General features: G+C 45.3%; 10 protein-coding genes and 1 pseudogene. 4 read left to right on the forward strand and 7 right to left on the reverse strand.

What is annotated here, in order from left to right; all coding sequences use genetic code 11:
* Both JGK39_RS18515 and JGK39_RS18520 read right to left on the reverse strand, forming a co-directional pair.
* Positions 1-540, reverse strand: a pseudogene (locus tag JGK39_RS18515) (glycosyltransferase family 1 protein); the annotation flags it as partial.
* Positions 541-733: 193 nt separating this feature from the next.
* Positions 734-1768, reverse strand: coding sequence for a glycosyltransferase family 2 protein (locus JGK39_RS18520; protein WP_293255310.1), 1035 nt, complete (start codon positions 1766-1768; stop codon positions 734-736).
* Positions 1769-1952: 184 nt separating this feature from the next.
* Between JGK39_RS18520 and JGK39_RS18525 the strand changes: the two genes are divergently transcribed.
* Positions 1953-3074 (forward strand): glycosyltransferase family 4 protein, encoded by a 1122-nt coding sequence (locus tag JGK39_RS18525; protein WP_293255313.1) that lies wholly within the window; start codon positions 1953-1955, stop codon positions 3072-3074.
* A gap of 82 nt (positions 3075-3156) precedes the next feature.
* Here JGK39_RS18525 and JGK39_RS18530 read toward each other — a convergent pair whose 3' ends face one another.
* The 5 genes from JGK39_RS18530 to JGK39_RS18550 all read right to left on the reverse strand — a co-directional run bounded on the left by JGK39_RS18530 (position 3157) and on the right by JGK39_RS18550 (position 8847).
* Positions 3157-3663 carry a serine acetyltransferase gene (locus JGK39_RS18530; RefSeq protein WP_293255316.1) on the reverse strand — a complete coding sequence of 169 codons (507 nt, stop codon included), beginning with the start codon at positions 3661-3663 and terminating at the stop codon, positions 3157-3159.
* Positions 3664-4642: 979 nt separating this feature from the next.
* Positions 4643-5224, reverse strand: coding sequence for a serine acetyltransferase (locus tag JGK39_RS18535; RefSeq protein WP_293255319.1), 582 nt, complete (start codon positions 5222-5224; stop codon positions 4643-4645).
* 195 nt (positions 5225-5419) lie between these two features.
* Positions 5420-6430: a glycosyltransferase family 2 protein gene (locus JGK39_RS18540; protein ID WP_293255322.1), complete on the reverse strand. Its 1011-nt coding sequence runs from the start codon at positions 6428-6430 to the stop codon at positions 5420-5422.
* An 86-nt stretch (positions 6431-6516) separates the two neighbouring features.
* The gene (locus tag JGK39_RS18545; protein WP_293255325.1) at positions 6517-7809 is read right to left on the reverse strand and encodes a glycosyltransferase; all 1293 of its coding nucleotides are present in this window, start codon (positions 7807-7809) and stop codon (positions 6517-6519) included.
* 120 nt (positions 7810-7929) lie between these two features.
* Positions 7930-8847 carry a histone deacetylase gene (locus JGK39_RS18550; RefSeq protein WP_293255328.1) on the reverse strand — a complete coding sequence of 306 codons (918 nt, stop codon included), beginning with the start codon at positions 8845-8847 and terminating at the stop codon, positions 7930-7932.
* A 77-nt stretch (positions 8848-8924) separates the two neighbouring features.
* Between JGK39_RS18550 and JGK39_RS18555 the strand changes: the two genes are divergently transcribed.
* The 3 genes from JGK39_RS18555 (at position 8925) to JGK39_RS18565 (ending at position 16905) form a co-directional block, all read left to right on the forward strand.
* A complete protein-coding gene (locus JGK39_RS18555; protein ID WP_293255331.1) occupies positions 8925-9431 on the forward strand; it encodes a hypothetical protein in 507 nt (168 codons plus the stop codon).
* 768 nt (positions 9432-10199) lie between these two features.
* Entirely contained in the window at positions 10200-14915 is a 4716-nt protein-coding gene (locus JGK39_RS18560; protein WP_293255334.1) for a response regulator, read from the forward strand.
* A complete protein-coding gene (locus tag JGK39_RS18565; protein ID WP_293255337.1) occupies positions 14881-16905 on the forward strand; it encodes an adenylate/guanylate cyclase domain-containing protein in 2025 nt (674 codons plus the stop codon). The genes JGK39_RS18560 and JGK39_RS18565 overlap by 35 nt, the downstream gene beginning before the upstream one ends.
* Positions 16906-17023: the final 118 nt, after the last annotated feature.

Raw genomic sequence — 17023 nt, forward strand, 5'->3', positions numbered from 1 at the left:
TAAGGCTCGACCAACTGCCCTCAAAAAGTTGAATTGAGCAAATTCTTGTTTGGCAGTTTCTTGAAAGCCTGCTGGAAAAGGAATGCCTCCATTGACTGGGCCTAGCATAAAAGGAGTGTTTTGGCAGGCTCTGACTACCTTAAACGGATACCGCGCCATTATCGGGGTAATTGCATGAACTATGTCATAATCTCCCTTGAGAATTTTTGAGTTAAAATTTTGATATACTTGCTGATTAAATTCTTCATAAATTGGGTAGGTCAAAGCATTATACAGTGGCCAATTTATTTTACCGTTCGCGGTAATTTTTTCTACTACTTTATAATATTGCGCTGTAATTTGTTTTTCTTCAATATAAAAAACTTTTTCGTGTTCAGGGTATTTTTGAAGAGCGGATTTATTTCTAGCATGGGTGACAAGTGTTGCATCTACTAGCTTGCTAATTTGTTGAACATAATTGTACCCTTCCAAAGGTACAGAGGCCCATTCAGGATTGCACTGCTCTACAATTAGTAAAACTTTTAATTTTTGGTCGTTCATTGGTTAGATTCCTTTGTTGACGATCGATATCTTGAAGTTGAGTTTTGAATAAATTAATCGATATGAAGCGTTTTTTTTGATGCGAGAGTTTGCTGTAGAGGTTGATGGAAAAATCCGCCTCTACATCAACACCCGACTTGCAATTACAGGGGAGAACTTGCAGAAAAAACAAGCTAAGTTGATGGTAACTGACCTACTTAGTAGACTTAGCGCTCATTGTAACTTTCTCAATTGATGGGTTTGATGTCTTGTATTCGATCAAGTTGCTGCGCTGTCTGAGCAACCGGCGCTGGTGAAACATCATCTGACCCTGCAATTGAGGAAAACTCCCGAGCACGCAAGATATCGCGTAAAGCGCAGCATCCTTGGCTGGCAAATTCTGCTGCTGCATCCGGTGGTAAATGCGGTAGGCAAGTACCGGGTAACCGATGAGTAACAGCAAGCTCCAGCCGCGTGTGAACCACGCTGTGCACAATGCTAGCACGGGCAAAACAAATCCCCAAAACCAGATGCTGAGGGTGTTTTTAATCCAGTGGCGTTCGGGGGTGTTTCCGTGCAACCAGGAACCTTCGGCGTAGGCATGACCTGCTCTTTGACAGCGCTTCCACCACTGGTCAAAACGAGTCATTTGGGCGTCGTGCAAGGTCATTTCTGCATCTAATCGCTCGATTTTCCAACCATTTTGGCGCAGTCGCACGCAGAGTTCCGGTTCTTCGCCGGCGATCAGTGTGGGGTTGAAACCGCTGACTTGCTCGAAGGCTGATGCCCGCATCATGGAGTCGCCCCCGCAGGCTTTGGCTTCGCCGATCGGGCTGTCCCACTCTATGTCGCAGAGTCGGTTGTACGGTGTGGCATCGGGGTACCGCTCGCGGCGGCGCCCGCACACTACAGCTAATTCGGGTTGGGCTGCGAGTTTTTGCTGGGCAAATTCGAGCCATCCATCAACTATGGAGCAGTCGCCGTCTACGAATTGGACAAATTCGATGTCTGGAGCTGCTTGTCGCAGGCGGGCAAATCCTTCATTTCTGGCGCGTGCTGCTGTAAAGGGTGTAGATAAGTCGAGTTCTACTGTATCAGCTCCGAGCGATCGCGCTAATTCCAAGCTGCCGTCTGTTGAGCCGGAATCGACATAAACCACCCAGGCTACGAAGCCGATCGCCGACAGCAAGCACGCTCTTAGGCGATCGCCTTCATTCCGCCCAATAGCAACCAATCCAACTTGTTTCAAAGCTTACCTCTGCAATTCCACTTGCGATCTGTTATTTTAATATTTTAGTAAAAGTCAAGCTAATTTCACAATATCTTGATTCCACAACTTTGAGCGAATGGCTGTAGTAGGCGTCCCTGCCCGTTTAGCTTATTATATATTAAGTCACATCCGATCTAGCATTTTGAATTGAGAAGAGTCAACCATGCTAAATATCAGCTCTTTGTTCACCTTTTACTGTAGCGATGAAGGAATTAGCCATACATTTTTGTCACTTTGTCAGTGGAATTACCCAGACTTTAAAACCCGCATGGTTGTTCCCAGTTGCACACCGTCATGTCGCGGGAATAATATGGTCGAAAGCATACCCCGATATTTGAGAAGGGTATACTACAAGCTCGGAAATTTAGCGCAATCTTCGGCTGAAAAGCGTTTTCTGAGAGATCTGAAGGATTTTGATGCAGTTTACTTGTGGCCTCGCACTTCAATCGAAACTGTTAGAAAGGTAAAGCAGCAGGGGCAAACACTTTTTTTTGAGCGTATTAACTGCTCTACTAAAAAGGCAAAATATATTCTTGACGATGCTTACGGTCGCTTGGGCATCGCTCCCCAACATGGAATTACAGATGCGATGATTCAGCAAGAAGATGAAGAAATGAGGTTGGCTGATTTCATTTTTTCTCCTAGTCCGGAGGTAAAAAAATCTTTTCTCGAAATAGGAGTTCCCGAATACAAACTGATTTCAAGCAGTTACGGGTGGTGTCCCAAGCGGTTCCCGAATATTTCGCCCAAAAAACAGCCATCAGATACCGTTACTGTGCTCTTTGTGGGTACCATCTGCGTCAGAAAAGGAGCTCACTTGCTCTTGCAAGCCTGGGAAAAAGCCGGCATTAAAGGCAAACTGGTGCTTTGCGGAAACATGGAGCCTGCAATTGCCGAAAGTTGCAGCGATATTTTAGGACGATCGGATGTAATTTATATAGATTACACGCTCAATGTTGAGGCGGTATATGGCGAAGCTGACATTTTTGCCTTTCCGAGTCTGGAAGATGGCGGCCCGATGGTTACTTATGAAGCTATGGCTTACGGGTTGCCAGTTCTCACCTCACCTATGGGAGCGGGTGCCATTGCTCGGGACGGCAAAGATGGGATAGTCGTGGATCCCTACGATTCTGAGGCTTTGGTTGAAGGCTTGCGAAAGCTTGCTTTGTCCCCGGAGTTGAGAGCTCAGATGGGTTGTAATGCTCGCCAGCAAGCCGAGGAATTTACCTGGGAAAAAGTAGCACGCCGCCGGAAAGATTTGATGCAGGAAAAATTGAAAGTTTAGGAAATAGGAGAATTATCTGAAAGAATCCTTGCTCTGCAACTTCCTTTTTCCTGCGAATATTTCTAGGACTGCATTTTCAGGCTTAGGATTTTTTGGGGAGAATTTTTGCTGGTATTCCGACTGCGGTTGCGCCCGGTGGTACGTCGCAAATCACCACTGCATTGGCGCCTATCAAAGCATGATCGCCGATGGTTACGGAGCGAATAATTTTTGCTCCTGCACCGATATCGACGTGACCGCCAATTTGGACATCAGAAACAATTGTGACCTGTTGAAAAATCAGACAGTTCGGGCCAATAGATGCCTCTGGATGAATGACTATGCCATTAGGATGAAGCATAATTAGTCCCCCTCCTATCTGGCAGTTCAAGGGGATGTCAGTTCCAGCTACAATGCTCCAGAATATATGCTGGATTATGTTGAACCGGGATAAAAAATACCCTAAAATTCCACCTTGCTGCTTCCGTTTTTGATAGTTGCGGATAGATTTTAGAAGTTGGCGACTGGGATCCCAAAACTGGCGAGGTTGTTCGCGGCTCCAATCTGGCTCTGTGGCAGAAACTACAGGTGCAGTTATTGATTCAACCATTATTTATGCAATAGAAAAGATAAGATATACTGACAATCATGCGATCCTCGATTATCAGTATACGATCGCTGGTTGGTGATTGACAATATTTTTGGAAATTATCTGACAATCCTATTTGAGTTGTAAGGTTTTTGTATGTTGCCAGGTTTTCCTGGTAAGCACGGGGATACTCAACCTACAAATTCTTCACAATTAATACAAGATTGCTAGATGGTCAACTTATAATTATTTAGTTAACCGAGTTGATGTCTACCACCAAGCAGTTGCGATCGCACCCTGCGTGCAAGAATCACAATTGCCAGAGAACTCGACGATTTCGTACAAGCATCTATAGCTAAATGATTCAGTAGGGGTAGTGCCCCCGTGCCTACCCTTATCTATCGGGTTCTTCACGAGGGGGAAGAGCCCCTACAAGAATTATGCAAATGATTTAGGATTGCTATATCACTATAGGGACGGTAGATCTCTAGTTTATTTAATTGACACTCCCCGACTTAAAAGTACGGGGATTCTTGGTTCGCAGACATACCTTAAAACTACCTATCCTTTCGGCAATATTTAAACCAAATACCCGTTCGATAGAACCAAGCATCAAGTCTAACTTAAATAGCCCGCTTGGGGCGCATCTCCCCAAGCTTTCGGAGATTTCTCTCCTTGTTTCCGTGTGCCCCACGGTACGTTTAGTATTTAAGATTTTAGTTTTCTGGTCTGGGTTACGTTAGTTACCTTAGCTATGTTTATTCGTGGTTTTCGCCACCCACTAACCATTATTATTTTCCGACCAGTCGTTTGAGCTTGGTGTCTCCTGTGTATCGGCGGTTATGCTACCTGTAGTATTACTTTAATATAGCATAACAAGAACTGATTCCTGAAAACCTCGAAGCACAAATCTGGATAATTAAAACCGTCCTAAAAGGAGGGGGCTTTAGACCCAGTTTTCTGGTAACACAAGAGACAGGTCACTTGTTCTGGTACTAATTTAAGGATTGTTTTCCACAGGGCGGGATTTGAGAATTTTGGCAGGGATGCCAACGGCAGTTTGACCAGCAGGAATGTCTGATAAAACGACAGCATTTGCACCGATATTTACGTCGTCTCCCAGGTTGACCTTGCCGAGAATTTTTGCTCCGGCGCCGACGTTCACCCGATCGCCCAATTGAGGCGATTCTAGGGGTTTTTCCAAGTAGCGGTTCCCCAGGGTAACGCCTTGGCGGATAATGCAGTCGTCACCAAGAGTGCAGTGTCCGTGAACGATGATACAGCCTTCGTGTTCAATGATGACTCGGCGGCCGAGCTTGACTGTGTAGGGCAAATCTATGCCGTAGGTGTTGCGGACTTTTCGGTAGAGCGATCGATAGAGAATGCTCAAGGGAGCCCGCAGCAGTTTTGGTTCTACCTGCATTCTCCAGACACCGAATCTTTGGACTGCTACGGCGCGAAAACCCGGTTTTGTCCAATCGCGACCGTGAGCAATCCAGTCTTCTTTAATCTGCTGCCACAATCCCAGTGCAGGGGTTTCTACTTGATTTTCAGTTGCTATTAAATTTGACTCTGTTACCATAAGCTGTACTCAACACTCTGTCTTGTTTAAGTTGTTATTAGATGCCCCTGATATTAAGCTATTTCTCGGGTTTTTCAGGTATAATGCACCTGGTTTATTCAATCAAAAACACCAAGTGCTGCGGTGAATTACGCAAGGTTTTGTTGACCATGATTAACCGGGTTTCTCTGGCTTTGATTTATTTACAAATACCCTTTAAAAGTTTTTGGAATCTTCAATCTTACCTCCCTTAAAAAATACACTATTCTTGACAAAATCTGTGAGCATTTTTGGCGGATCTCCGTCCGGCTTACCTTGAAGTACGCGGCGCACCCTCCAGGCTGCAAAGCCCGAAGCCCAGGTGACATCGGTTAACGCTGTGTAAACCAAGCCGTAGTTTTTGAGAAAGTACCTGCGCCGGGAATCAAACCAATACTGTGGCAGTCGCTTAGGGGGCTTTTTGGTGTCAGTAACACCTGAGCTTTGACCTACTAGGTGAACCACGCGACTTTCAGGTACATACCAGCAACTCCAGCCAGCTTTGTTAGCTTGCAGACAAAAGTCCATTTCTTCGCAATACATGAAATAAGCTTCATCCATCAAGCCAATCTTTTCAAATACTTCGCGACGGACGATCATGCTGGCTCCAGCTACCCAATCAGTTTGACAGATTTCTTGGGAAATAGGAGGCGCTACATTCCAGTTTGCCAATAATTTGGATAAAAAGCGCGTCCGCCAACCAAAATCGAGTTCGGTTAAGAAATCGTGAAACCGGAAAGCTGAATGCTGCGGTGTTCCGTCGGGGTCTTCCAAGCGGCTGCCGGCGATGCCGGCGTCGGGATGAGTCTCCATGAAATCGACGAGGGCTTTTAAGGCACCTGGGCGAACTACGGTGTCGGGGTTGAGCAGCAGGAAGTAGGGGGGGGGATTGGTGGATTGCAGGACAGGACGGATCAGGGCGTTATTCCCGTAGGCAAATCCGCCGTTGCAGTCTAGGGGAACGAAGGATGCCCATTCGCTCCAGCCTTCTGCTGCGATCGCGGCTGCTATTTGTTCGCTAGAATTGTCGCCTGATGCGTTGTCGGCAACTGCAACTCGCATACCTCTGAGCGATCGCACTTCGGTAACTAGAGAGCGCAAGCAGTCAATGGTTAAACCAGGGGTTCGGTAGTTAACAATGACAACCAGCAGTGGATACGGGTGATTGGGCTCGCTGGCTTTGGACATAAGTGCAGTTGTTGGTTTAACAACTTTTTAGCTTAAGTTGTACCCCTATGGCAAGCTGGCGCGATCGCCTGCGGGGCCTGTATCGCCTAATTTTTGGATTCATCTAACATTTTTAACAAAAGCTGCCACCGCTGCCGGTGTATTTCTTGGTGAGTCAGGCTGTGAGCTTTTTTCAGAGCAGCGATTCCCATATTTTGGAGTAGGTTCAAGTTTTCTGCCGACTGTTTGAGGAAGTTTGCTAAAGCAATGGGGTCATTGCAATTAGCGATCGAGCCTGTGATACCGTTTTCGATACAGTCCCGGAGTCCGGCTGTGTTGTTTGCCAGTACAGGCAACGCTTGAGAATAGGCATCGTATACAATTCTGGGCTGTTCGTCTGAGATGCTCGGAACCACAATAGCATGATATTGTTGCAGTAAATCGAAGAATTTTGGGCCATAAGGAATTGTTCCCAAAATATTTATCTTCGCCGATTTTTGCATCTGGTTGCTAGCTGCTTTGCAGTTGCTTAAAAGTTCACCTTCTCCTAGTATATCCAACTCGACCGTCATGTTTTCGTTGTCCAATATTTTCATTGCTTCTAGGAGAATCAACACCCCTTTACTCGGATGCAACCTGCCCGCAAATAAAAATTTTATTTTTTGGGGGGATTGAGACCTTTTTTCCTGCCATATTTGTGTGGCACCGGCTTCGGAAATAATATTTTCTTTATCTATCCACGAAGCATTAATTATGTAACTTTTTTTGTGTTTTTTTGTTAATAAACTCTCCTGGTATTCTGCCTGGGTAAAGATTGTCAAGTCGGCCCTGTTGATGCACCAGCGATTTAATCTTTCGTATATTTGAGCTATAATTCTGGCTTTAATATTGGGAGTTGTTCCCGGTTGTAGCCTCCACGGTGCCGACTCAACAACGATCGCGTGTTTTTTTCGCTGTATAATGGCTATTGGCGTCACTAACCATCCCATCGGAATCGGCCAGCCTGCTACGGCGCTGTGTACGATATCCGTTCTGGCGATCGCGCCCCAAAGTTGAGCCACCGTCGCCGGCAGCATTAATATTGCTTGGGCGTAGCTATTTGGCGAGGGAAGGTCAATAAATTTAGCATCGGCAAATGATGTTTCCGAATCCACCTTGATTGTATTTTCCGGGGGGATTTCTAGCCTCTGCGGAGCTGCGAGTGTAAAGTTTTTCAAATACTTGAAGTGTTCGATCAAGTCTTTTGCCCACATTGGATCGAGATACCTGCTGCCTTGGGAGTCGCAGGAGGACTGGATGTTGATGACGAGCAAGTAGCGTTGGTCGATCGGCGTCAAAGGCAGTTCTTTGATCCCATCTTCTCTGGTATTTAACGAGTTGGAGTTGATGCTATAATTCATGGTGATTGAAAGCTATCGAGCTAAATGGGAATTTATAGTTTTTTTTATTATAAAATACTCTCAACACTAATTATATCGCGAAACAATACTTAAGCTAATCTGCAATCTCGCTGCTCTGTATCAAAGTCGATATTGCCTGTAGGCTTGACTTGCGGCTCGGTGCAGCAACGAATGCCGGTAAACTAATCCCTTTGTGTCATCGGCATAGCCGCCGCCAATCACGCAGGCAACGGGATAGCCACCAGCCAAACACGCCATCAAAACTTGCATTTCCCGGCGAAATAAGCCCGTATCAGTCAAAGCTAATTTTCCTAATTTGTCCCCCTGATGGGGGTCTACTCCGGCATCGTACAAAACTAAATCTGGCTTGACAGTTGACAGCAAATCGGGTAAAAATCGATCTAAGGTTTGTAAATATTCGTCGTCCTCCATACCGACAGGCAAGGGTACATCTAAATCGCTCTTTTGTTTTGTTCCGGGAAAATTCACCTCGCAGTGCATCGAAAAAGTAAAAACGCTGCTGTCATCTTGGAAAATTACCGCAGTTCCGTCTCCTTGGTGTACGTCTAAATCGACAATTAAAACTTTGCGAACTAAACCAATTTTTTGCAAGACGCGACAGGCGATCGCCAAATCATTAAAAATACAAAAACCAGACCCAAAAGCAGGGAAGGCGTGATGAGTTCCGCCCGCAGTATTGCAAGCCAAACCGCACTCCAAAGCGAGCTTGGCAGTTAGTACCGTCCCTGCAACCGCAGTGCAAGTGCGGTTGACAAGGGCCGGACTCCAAGGCAGACCAATTCGCCGCATCGCTTTGGCATCGAGCGTCCCGTTGCAGTAAGCTTGAACGTAGCCGTAGTCGTGGACTAATTCAATCCATTCTGGAGGGGGAAGTTCGGGAGCGTGAAATTGCGATTTATCTGCTACCCCCTCCGCCAGCAGCATCTGGTAAAGCATCCGGAACTTTGCCATCGGGAAGCGGTGATCCGGCGGCAGGGGTGCAACGTAATCTTCGTGGTAGATAATTGGTAAGTCCATGCCGATTATTGTAGAACGATTAAATCTCCCATTGAAAGCCTGCAATCTCAAATTAAAATTCGCTGGAGAACCTGTATATGCAACTAAAAACAGTCTGGCATTCCGGCAGCAACGACCCCGAAAATGCTAACAACCTCGATAATATCAGTCAGTGGTGGCGAAACCTCAACGGTAAACAAATTAGCTGGGTAGAGCGACTGATTCCGCAAATCGGCGGATTGAACGAAATTCACTGGCAAGCCCAGCGTTTTGACGAAACATTTGTGATAGTCAATCCCGAAATTCGCGAGGATACTCTCTATTGGTACAAACCCAATTCTCCTGTAGAACGCAATAACACAGTTGACAAACTAGAACTCGACAACCTGCAACAGCAATTGTACCTCTATCCTCAGTTGGAGTCGGAACTCGTAATTCGCATAGGTATTCCCGAAGTTAAATATCAAACACTTGAATTGAACAATCCTGAAATTGCCTTGGGAGAAGATAATACTCTGCTGCTTTGGGAGGCTGACCAAGAACTTGAAATTAAAATCTCCCTCAGCCATGAAAATATTGCTAAACTTAAGGAATTGCTGGCTTAGGAAAGAGGGAGAATAGAGTTGATACGGCGGGCATTAGGGTGCGGGCCAGTCAATCTATACTGTTACTTGGCTGTCTCGGTGGTGGATTTAAATCGTAGATTTCGAGAATTCATCAAAAATCGTCAAATCCGATCCGCATCGGCCCCTCAATCACCACAGACCATCTTTCTGGCGTAACAACTGATGAATATCTTAAAACTTAGGCGCGGGTGCGTCTCAACTGGTTTTTTTCAAGCGTAGAGTTCGTTGTAGCGCGGGCCAGAGTAAAAAACCTGGTTTCTTTGCGTCGGGTTGCGATCGCACCTGTATCTCTGCTAAAACCTTTTTAAGGTGGCATTAAAATCTCAAGAAGCTTGCGTCATCCTCCTAGGAGTGTTAAGCCTAAAGTCCACCGAAAAAAAAATCCCGGGCGCATCAACCGGGTTAGATGTACGAAAAGATGCGTCGCAGCCCTAGAACAGAGTTAAAAACTAAGGTTTGAAAATCTGGAGTGCCTAATCAATGATTTTGTTTGGGGAAATTTAATATTTTCCGGGAATAATTGGATTTGTTTTTACGATAAAATATGGCAATAATCCGGTTAATAGGAGTTGGCCATCTAATATCGGGATAAAAAAATAACTAGGAAAAGGCACGTCAGTCAATGGAGTTATCTAGAAAAATCTCTGTCTGCTTAGTTTGAAAACGCTTGATAAGTAATTTAATTTTCAGGATAATTAATTGCTCGCTTCATTAAATAATTGACATGCTAACAATAGACCAGGAAAAATGGCTCTAGAAAAAATGGTAATTGACAAAGAAAGTATTCATATTTTAGTTATTGACGACCAGCCTAACAACCTTCGGTTTATCTCAAATATATTGACTAAAGAAGGGTATAAAGTTCAGCGGGCGATTTCGGGAGAAATGGTTGTAAATGCTAAATTTACCGTTCTACCAGACTTGATTTTGCTAGATATTGCCATGCCTCGAATGAATGGCTACGAAGTGTGCGAAAAACTGAAGGCAAACGAAAAAACTCGGGAAATTCCGGTGATTTTTTTGAGCATTTTTAATGAAGTCTTTCACAAGGTAAAAGCTTTTGAAATTGGCGGTGTTGACTACATTTCTAAGCCTTTTCAAGTAGAAGAAGTTTTAGCGCGCATCGAAAGTCAATTGACTATCCAGCAGCTATCAAAACAATTAAAACAGCAGAATGTCCAACTGCAACAAGAGGTAGAATTTCGGAAGCGGACAGAACAAGCACTCCGGGAAAGCAAAGCGCGGTTGCAGAAATTGGCTGTCAATATACCGGGAGTTATTTATCAATTAGTTAAAAGTTTTGAGGGAAGTTCTAAATTTGAATATATCAGTTATGCTTGTCGGGATATTTACGAATTAGAGAGTGAGGAGTTATTAAAAAATGCTGATTTTGCCTGCGCTCAAAATCATCCAGATGACCGGCAATATGTGATAGACCAAATTGCAGAAAGCGCTCGAAGTTTAGAACCTTTTGCTCTGGAATGGCGGATTGTTACGCCGTCGGGCAAACTCAAATGGCTGCAATCTAATTCTCGACCCGAAATGCGCGATAATGGCGATATTGTATGGTATGGCGTACTTTTTGATGTCAGCGATCGCAAGCAAGCAGAAATAGAAACTGCCGCAGCTAAAGCTGCTTTAGAACGGCAAGTTCAGCGAGAGTTGCTGATTGCCAAAATAACTCAAGAAATTCGATCGAGCTTGCATCCAGAACAAATATTTCAAACAGCCGCAACTCAAATCGGTCAGGCATTCTGCGTCAATCGCTGTTTGATTCATACTTACATTACTACTCCCCAAGTCGATATTCCTCTGGCGGCGGAGTATCTCGAATCGGAGTGCGAATCTATTTGGAACGTACCCATTCCTATTTGGGGAAATCCTCACATCGTACAAATGATGATACAAGATCGGCCGATCGCCTCCAACAATGTTTACTCAGATTCTCTTTTGCAAGCTGTGAGACCGATATGCCGCGAAATTGGGTTGAAATCGATGCTGGCAATTCGCACTTCCTATCAAGGCAGGGCAAATGGCGCTATCTGCTTGCACCAGTGCGATCGCTACCGAGAATGGACGAAAGATGAAATCGACTTGTTAGAAGCGGTGGCGGCTCAACTAGGGATAGCGCTGGCTCAAGTTCAACTGATCGATCGAGAAAAAAACCGGCTCGGGCAGCTCGATCGGCAAAACAAACAGTTGCAAGCAGAAATTCGCACCCGCATCCTCGCCGAGCAAGCTTTGCAAGAGTCAGAAGCAGAATTGCGGACTATTTTTGCGGCCATGACTGACATAGTTTTAGTGAGAAATATAGAAGGGCGCTGCATCAAAATCGCCCCGACATCAGCGACGAATTTGGTGAAACCTGCCAGCGAAATGATTAACCGAACCGCCCATGAAGTCTTGCCGGAATCTGTGGCCGATTTGGTATTAAATGCCATCCAACAAGTTCTCAAAACGAAGCAAAGCATCAATGTTGAATATAGCTATACAGTCGGAGATCGCGAAGTTTGGCTAGATGCTAAAGTTTCTGTGCTTTCACAAGACTCAGTGATTATGGTAGCGCGAGATATTACCGATCGAAAACTTGCAGAATCTGCACTCCGAGAAAGCCAGCACTTCATTCAGGCGATCGCCGATGCCAATCCCAACCTATTGTACGTTTACGATTTAATTGAACAGCGGAATGTCTACAGCAACCGCCAAATGGCGGCGATGCTGGGCTACAGCGCCGGAGAAATACAAGATATGGGTACAGCAATGATGCCAACTCTGATGCACCCCGAGGATGTGTCGCCTTTCTTTGAACACATCCAAAAGTTCGATCGAACCCAAGGCGGCGACATCATCGAATTTCAATACCGGATGAGGCACAGAAACGGCGAATGGCGGTGGATGCACAGTTGGGATACCGTATTTCTCAGAACAAATGACGGTAAACCCAAACAACTTCTCGGCACGGCTAATGATATCACAGACCGCAAAGAGGCCGAAGAAAAACTGCTAGCGTCGCAGCAAAGAATCTCATTTTTATTGCAGCAAACGCCGATCGCAGTGATCGAGTTAAACCTGAATTTAGAAATTATCACTTGGAATCCGGCGGCGGAAGCTATTTTTGGCTACAGCGAGGCCCAAGCGAAAGGGAGAGTCGCCACCGATTTGATCGTACCTGAAAGCTGCCGCCAACAAGCATCTAAGATTTTCGATCGCGGCTTGAGTGCCAAATCTAGCGAGACTTCCGAAAATCTGACCAAAGATGGCAGAATTATCATCTGCGAGTGGTACAATACTCAGCTAATTGACGAAAACGGCAAAGCGATCGGTACCGCTTCAATGGCTGTAGATATTACCGAACGCAAGCAAGCAGAAACCGAACTGCAAGAAAGTGCTTTGCGGCAAAGAGCGATCGCCCGCATTATTGAAAGAATGCGGCAGACTTTAGATATCCGAGAGATTTTTCAGGCGACAACCCGAGAATTGCGCCAAACCATGAAATGCGATCGAGTTGCCCTTTACCGTTTCAATCCTGACTGGAGCGGCGAATTTGTAGCCGAATCTGTTGACAGCAAGTGGGTTTCTTTCATCCAAGCACAACAAATAGACCCCAACTTCACAGAAGACGCTTTAGAAAGCGAAAATTGCCTAGTCCAAAAATTCGATAGCAGCTCACAAGAAGTCCACGATACCTATTTGCAAGAAACCGAAGGCGGAGCTTACAGCCGAGGTACAACTTATCTTTGTGTCCCAGACATTTACAAGCAAGGATTCCACCCTTGTTACATCCAATTGCTAGAAAGATTTCAAGCCAAATCCTACATTACTGTGCCAATTTTCTGCGGCGAAAAGCTCTGGGGATTGCTAGCATCCTATCAAAATTCAGCTCCCCGCCAGTGGAGCGAAGCTGAAATCAACGTTGCAGTTCATGTAGGCACTCAGCTAGGAGTAGCATTGCAGCAAGCCGAATTGCTCGCCCGCACCCAAAGGCAGTCAATGGAACTGATTAAATCCAAAGAAAACGCCGAAGTTGCCAACCGTGCTAAAAGCCAATTTCTCGCTTCCATGAGTCACGAACTCCGCACACCTCTCAACGCCATTCTCGGTTTTTCTCAAGTCATGGCTCGCAATATTTCTATCACTGCCGAACAAAAAGAATACATAGAAATTATCAACCGCAGCGGCGAACATTTGCTGGAACTCATCAATGATGTTTTGTCAATGTCCAAAATAGAAGCAGGTCAAATTACCATTAATGAAAGTCGCTTCAACCTTTACAACATTCTCAACAGCCTCAGAGAAATGCTGCAACTAAAAGCCAACTCCAAAGGCTTGCAGCTAATCTTTGAAAATCTTGGCAATTTGCCAAAATACATTCAAACAGACGAAGCTAAATTGCGGCAAGTTTTAATTAACCTGCTGGGCAATGCAATCAAATTTACTCAACACGGAATTGTTACTCTGCGCGTCAGCAGCCAAGAAGAAACCAGCGTCACTGAAGAAAATCAATCCCAACTGCTGTTTGAAATTTCCGACACCGGCCCCGGCATTTCCCCCTTGGAACTTCCCACATTATTCAAGCCCTTCGTTCAAACCGAAACAGGTCGAAAATCTATGCAGGGAACTGGGCTAGGATTGCCGATCAGCCAACAGTTTGTCCGGATTATGGGAGGTGATATCTCTGTGGAAAGTCAACTCGGTCAAGGCACAACTTTCACGTTTAATATCCAGGTTAAGTTAGTCACAGAAAGCGACGAACAAGAAAAATCGGCGGCAAAACAAGTTATTGCTTTAGAAGCTGGACAGCCAATTTATCGGATATTAATAGTTGAAGATGTAGCGGAAAATCGCCAACTGCTGCTTAAGCTGCTCGCACCGCTGGGATTTGAACTCCGCGAAGCAACTAACGGTCAAGAAGGAATTGCTTTGCACTCAACTTGGAAGCCGCACCTGATCTTAATGGATATGCTGATGCCAGTAATGGACGGGTATGCAGCAACCAAACTGATCAAGCAAACTCCAGAAGGAAAAGAAACCATAATTATTGCCCTGACTGCTAGTGCTTTTGACGAGCAGCGGCACATAATTTTGTCTGCTGGTTGTGATGATTTCATTTGTAAACCGTTTCGGGAAGAGGTACTATTTGAAAAGATAGCTCATCACCTGAACCTGCGGTATATTTATGAGGAAGAAAACTCATCTACTTCTGGTTTAGCACCGAAACTGCTGAAAAGTTTGACAGCGGAGGATTTGAGTGTAATGCCCACAGACTGGGTGGTGGATTTGTACCAAGCAGCACTTTGCGTTGACGACAATCGCATTCTCGGACTGATCGAGCAAATTCCCGAAACTGAGGCAAATCTCGCTCAAGCTTTAACAGATTTAGTCGATAATTTTCGGATAGATATCATTATTGATTTAACTCAATTATATTATGATGAACGACCAGCCACTACCAGCGACTCCTAGAGACATTCTGATCGTTGACGATATGCCGGACAATTTGCGACTTTTATCCACTATGCTAGCATCCCACGGGTATCAAGTCAGGAAGGCTATTAACGGACAACTGGCTCTGCAAGCGGCACAAATGTCTCCTCCCGATCTAATTTTATTAGATATTAATATGCCGAAAATGAACGGCTATGAAGTTTGTCAGCAGTTAAAGTTAAGTGAAAATACTAAAGATATTCCGGTGATTTTTATTAGTGCGCTCGATGACGTGCTGGAAAAAGTTAAAGCTTTTCAAGTAGGAGGGGTAGATTATATTACTAAGCCGTTTCAAGTAGAAGAAGTTTTGGCCCGCGTCGAAAACCAACTTTCATTACGTTCGCTGCAATCGAAACTGCAACAGCAAGCCCGGGAATTGCACGATCGCAATTCGAGATTGCAGGAAGAAATCGCGGAACGGCAGCGGGCTGAAGAATCAATCCGGTTTTTGCTGGAAACGACGCGGGCGATCGGCGAAGCTGTAAACTTTGACTCAGCTTTAGAAGTAATTCTGCACCAAGTTGGCGAAACAATCGGATGGGATTTAGGAGAAGCTTGGATTCCCAATGCAGAAAGAACTTTCCTGGAATCTGCCAGGGGTTGGTATGCGGGCAACGCCAGCATGGACTGGTTCCGCAGGGAAAGCAAAAAACTGACATTTGCCAGGAATATTGGGCTGCCGGGACGAGTTTGGGCATCCAAGCAACCGGAGTGGGTAGAAGATATTACCCAGGGCTACCCGCCTTTTACTCGAAGTCAAATAGCACAAGCAACCGGATTCAAAGCAGCTTTTGGTGTGCCGATTGTGGTAGGCGATGAACTCTTGGTAGTGCTGGTTTTCTTTAAGATTTTGCCCGGCCGGAAAGACGCGCGATTTATAGATGTTTTTGATGCTGTAGGCAGTCAATTAGGTTCTTTGATTCAGCGCAAAAAAGCAGAAGAATTACTGCGGATTGCTGAAGAAAGATATCACAGCATTGTAGAAAATGCGATGGAAGGCATTTTTCAAAGCACGCCTTCAGGAGGCTTTCTCAGCGCTAATCCAGCTTTGGCAAAATTGTACGGTTACGACTCGCCAGCAGAACTGATGTCCTGCATTAAAAATACTTCTCAAGTGTACGTTGAGCCGGAACGCCGCCAGGAATTTGAGGCTGCCATGGATGCACAAAATGCGGTGTTGGGGTTTGAATCTATGGTGTTCCACAAAGACGGTCACCGAATTTGGGTGTCAGAAAATGCCCGAGCTGTTCGGGATGCAAAAGGTGAGCTGATGTATTATGAGGGTACTGTTTCTGACATTACAGAGCGCAAATTAGCGCAAGAACAACTAAAAGTTCAACAGGAACAAAGCGAAAAGTTGCTGTTAAATATTTTACCTAAACCAATAGCAGAACGTTTGAAAGCGGAGCAAACTACAATTGCTGATAGTTTTGGAGAAGTCAGTGTTTTATTTGCTGATATTGTGGGCTTTACTGAACTGTCTGCTAGAATGTCTCCGACGGAGTTGGTAAAAAGATTGAACGTGATTTTTTCGCACTTCGACCAGTTAGCTGAAAAGTACGGTGTGGAGAAAATTAAGACGATTGGTGATGCTTATATGGTGGTTGGGGGATTGCCGACGCCGAGAGATGACCATGCCGAGGCGATCGCCCAAATGGCCTTGGGAATGCAGGCAAAAATAGCAAAGTTGTCAGCCGAGACAGGGGAAAAACTGGCAATTCGCATCGGCATCAATTCCGGGCCGGTGGTGGCGGGAGTGATTGGTGTGAGCAAGTTTACCTATGATTTGTGGGGAGATACGGTGAATGTGGCGGCGAGGATGGAAGTTACGGGATTTTCCGGAAACATTCAAGTTACTGATGTCACTTATGAGCTTTTAAAAGATAAGTATTTGTTTGAGAGGCGAGGCATGATTCCGATAAAAGGTAAGGGGGAGATGATGACTTATTGGTTGCTAGAAAAAAGGTAAAAATAGGGAATGGGGAATGGGGAATAGGGAATGGGGAATAGGGAATGGGGGATGGGGCATTGCTCCGACGCCGCCCCTAAAGAGATGGTGGTGCTATGATGAAAGTAGTTAACGAAAA

Origin of the sequence: Microcoleus sp. PH2017_12_PCY_D_A (genome assembly GCF_020738565.1) — a bacterium.
In the GTDB taxonomy this organism is placed as follows: Bacteria; Cyanobacteriota; Cyanobacteriia; order Cyanobacteriales; family Microcoleaceae; genus Microcoleus.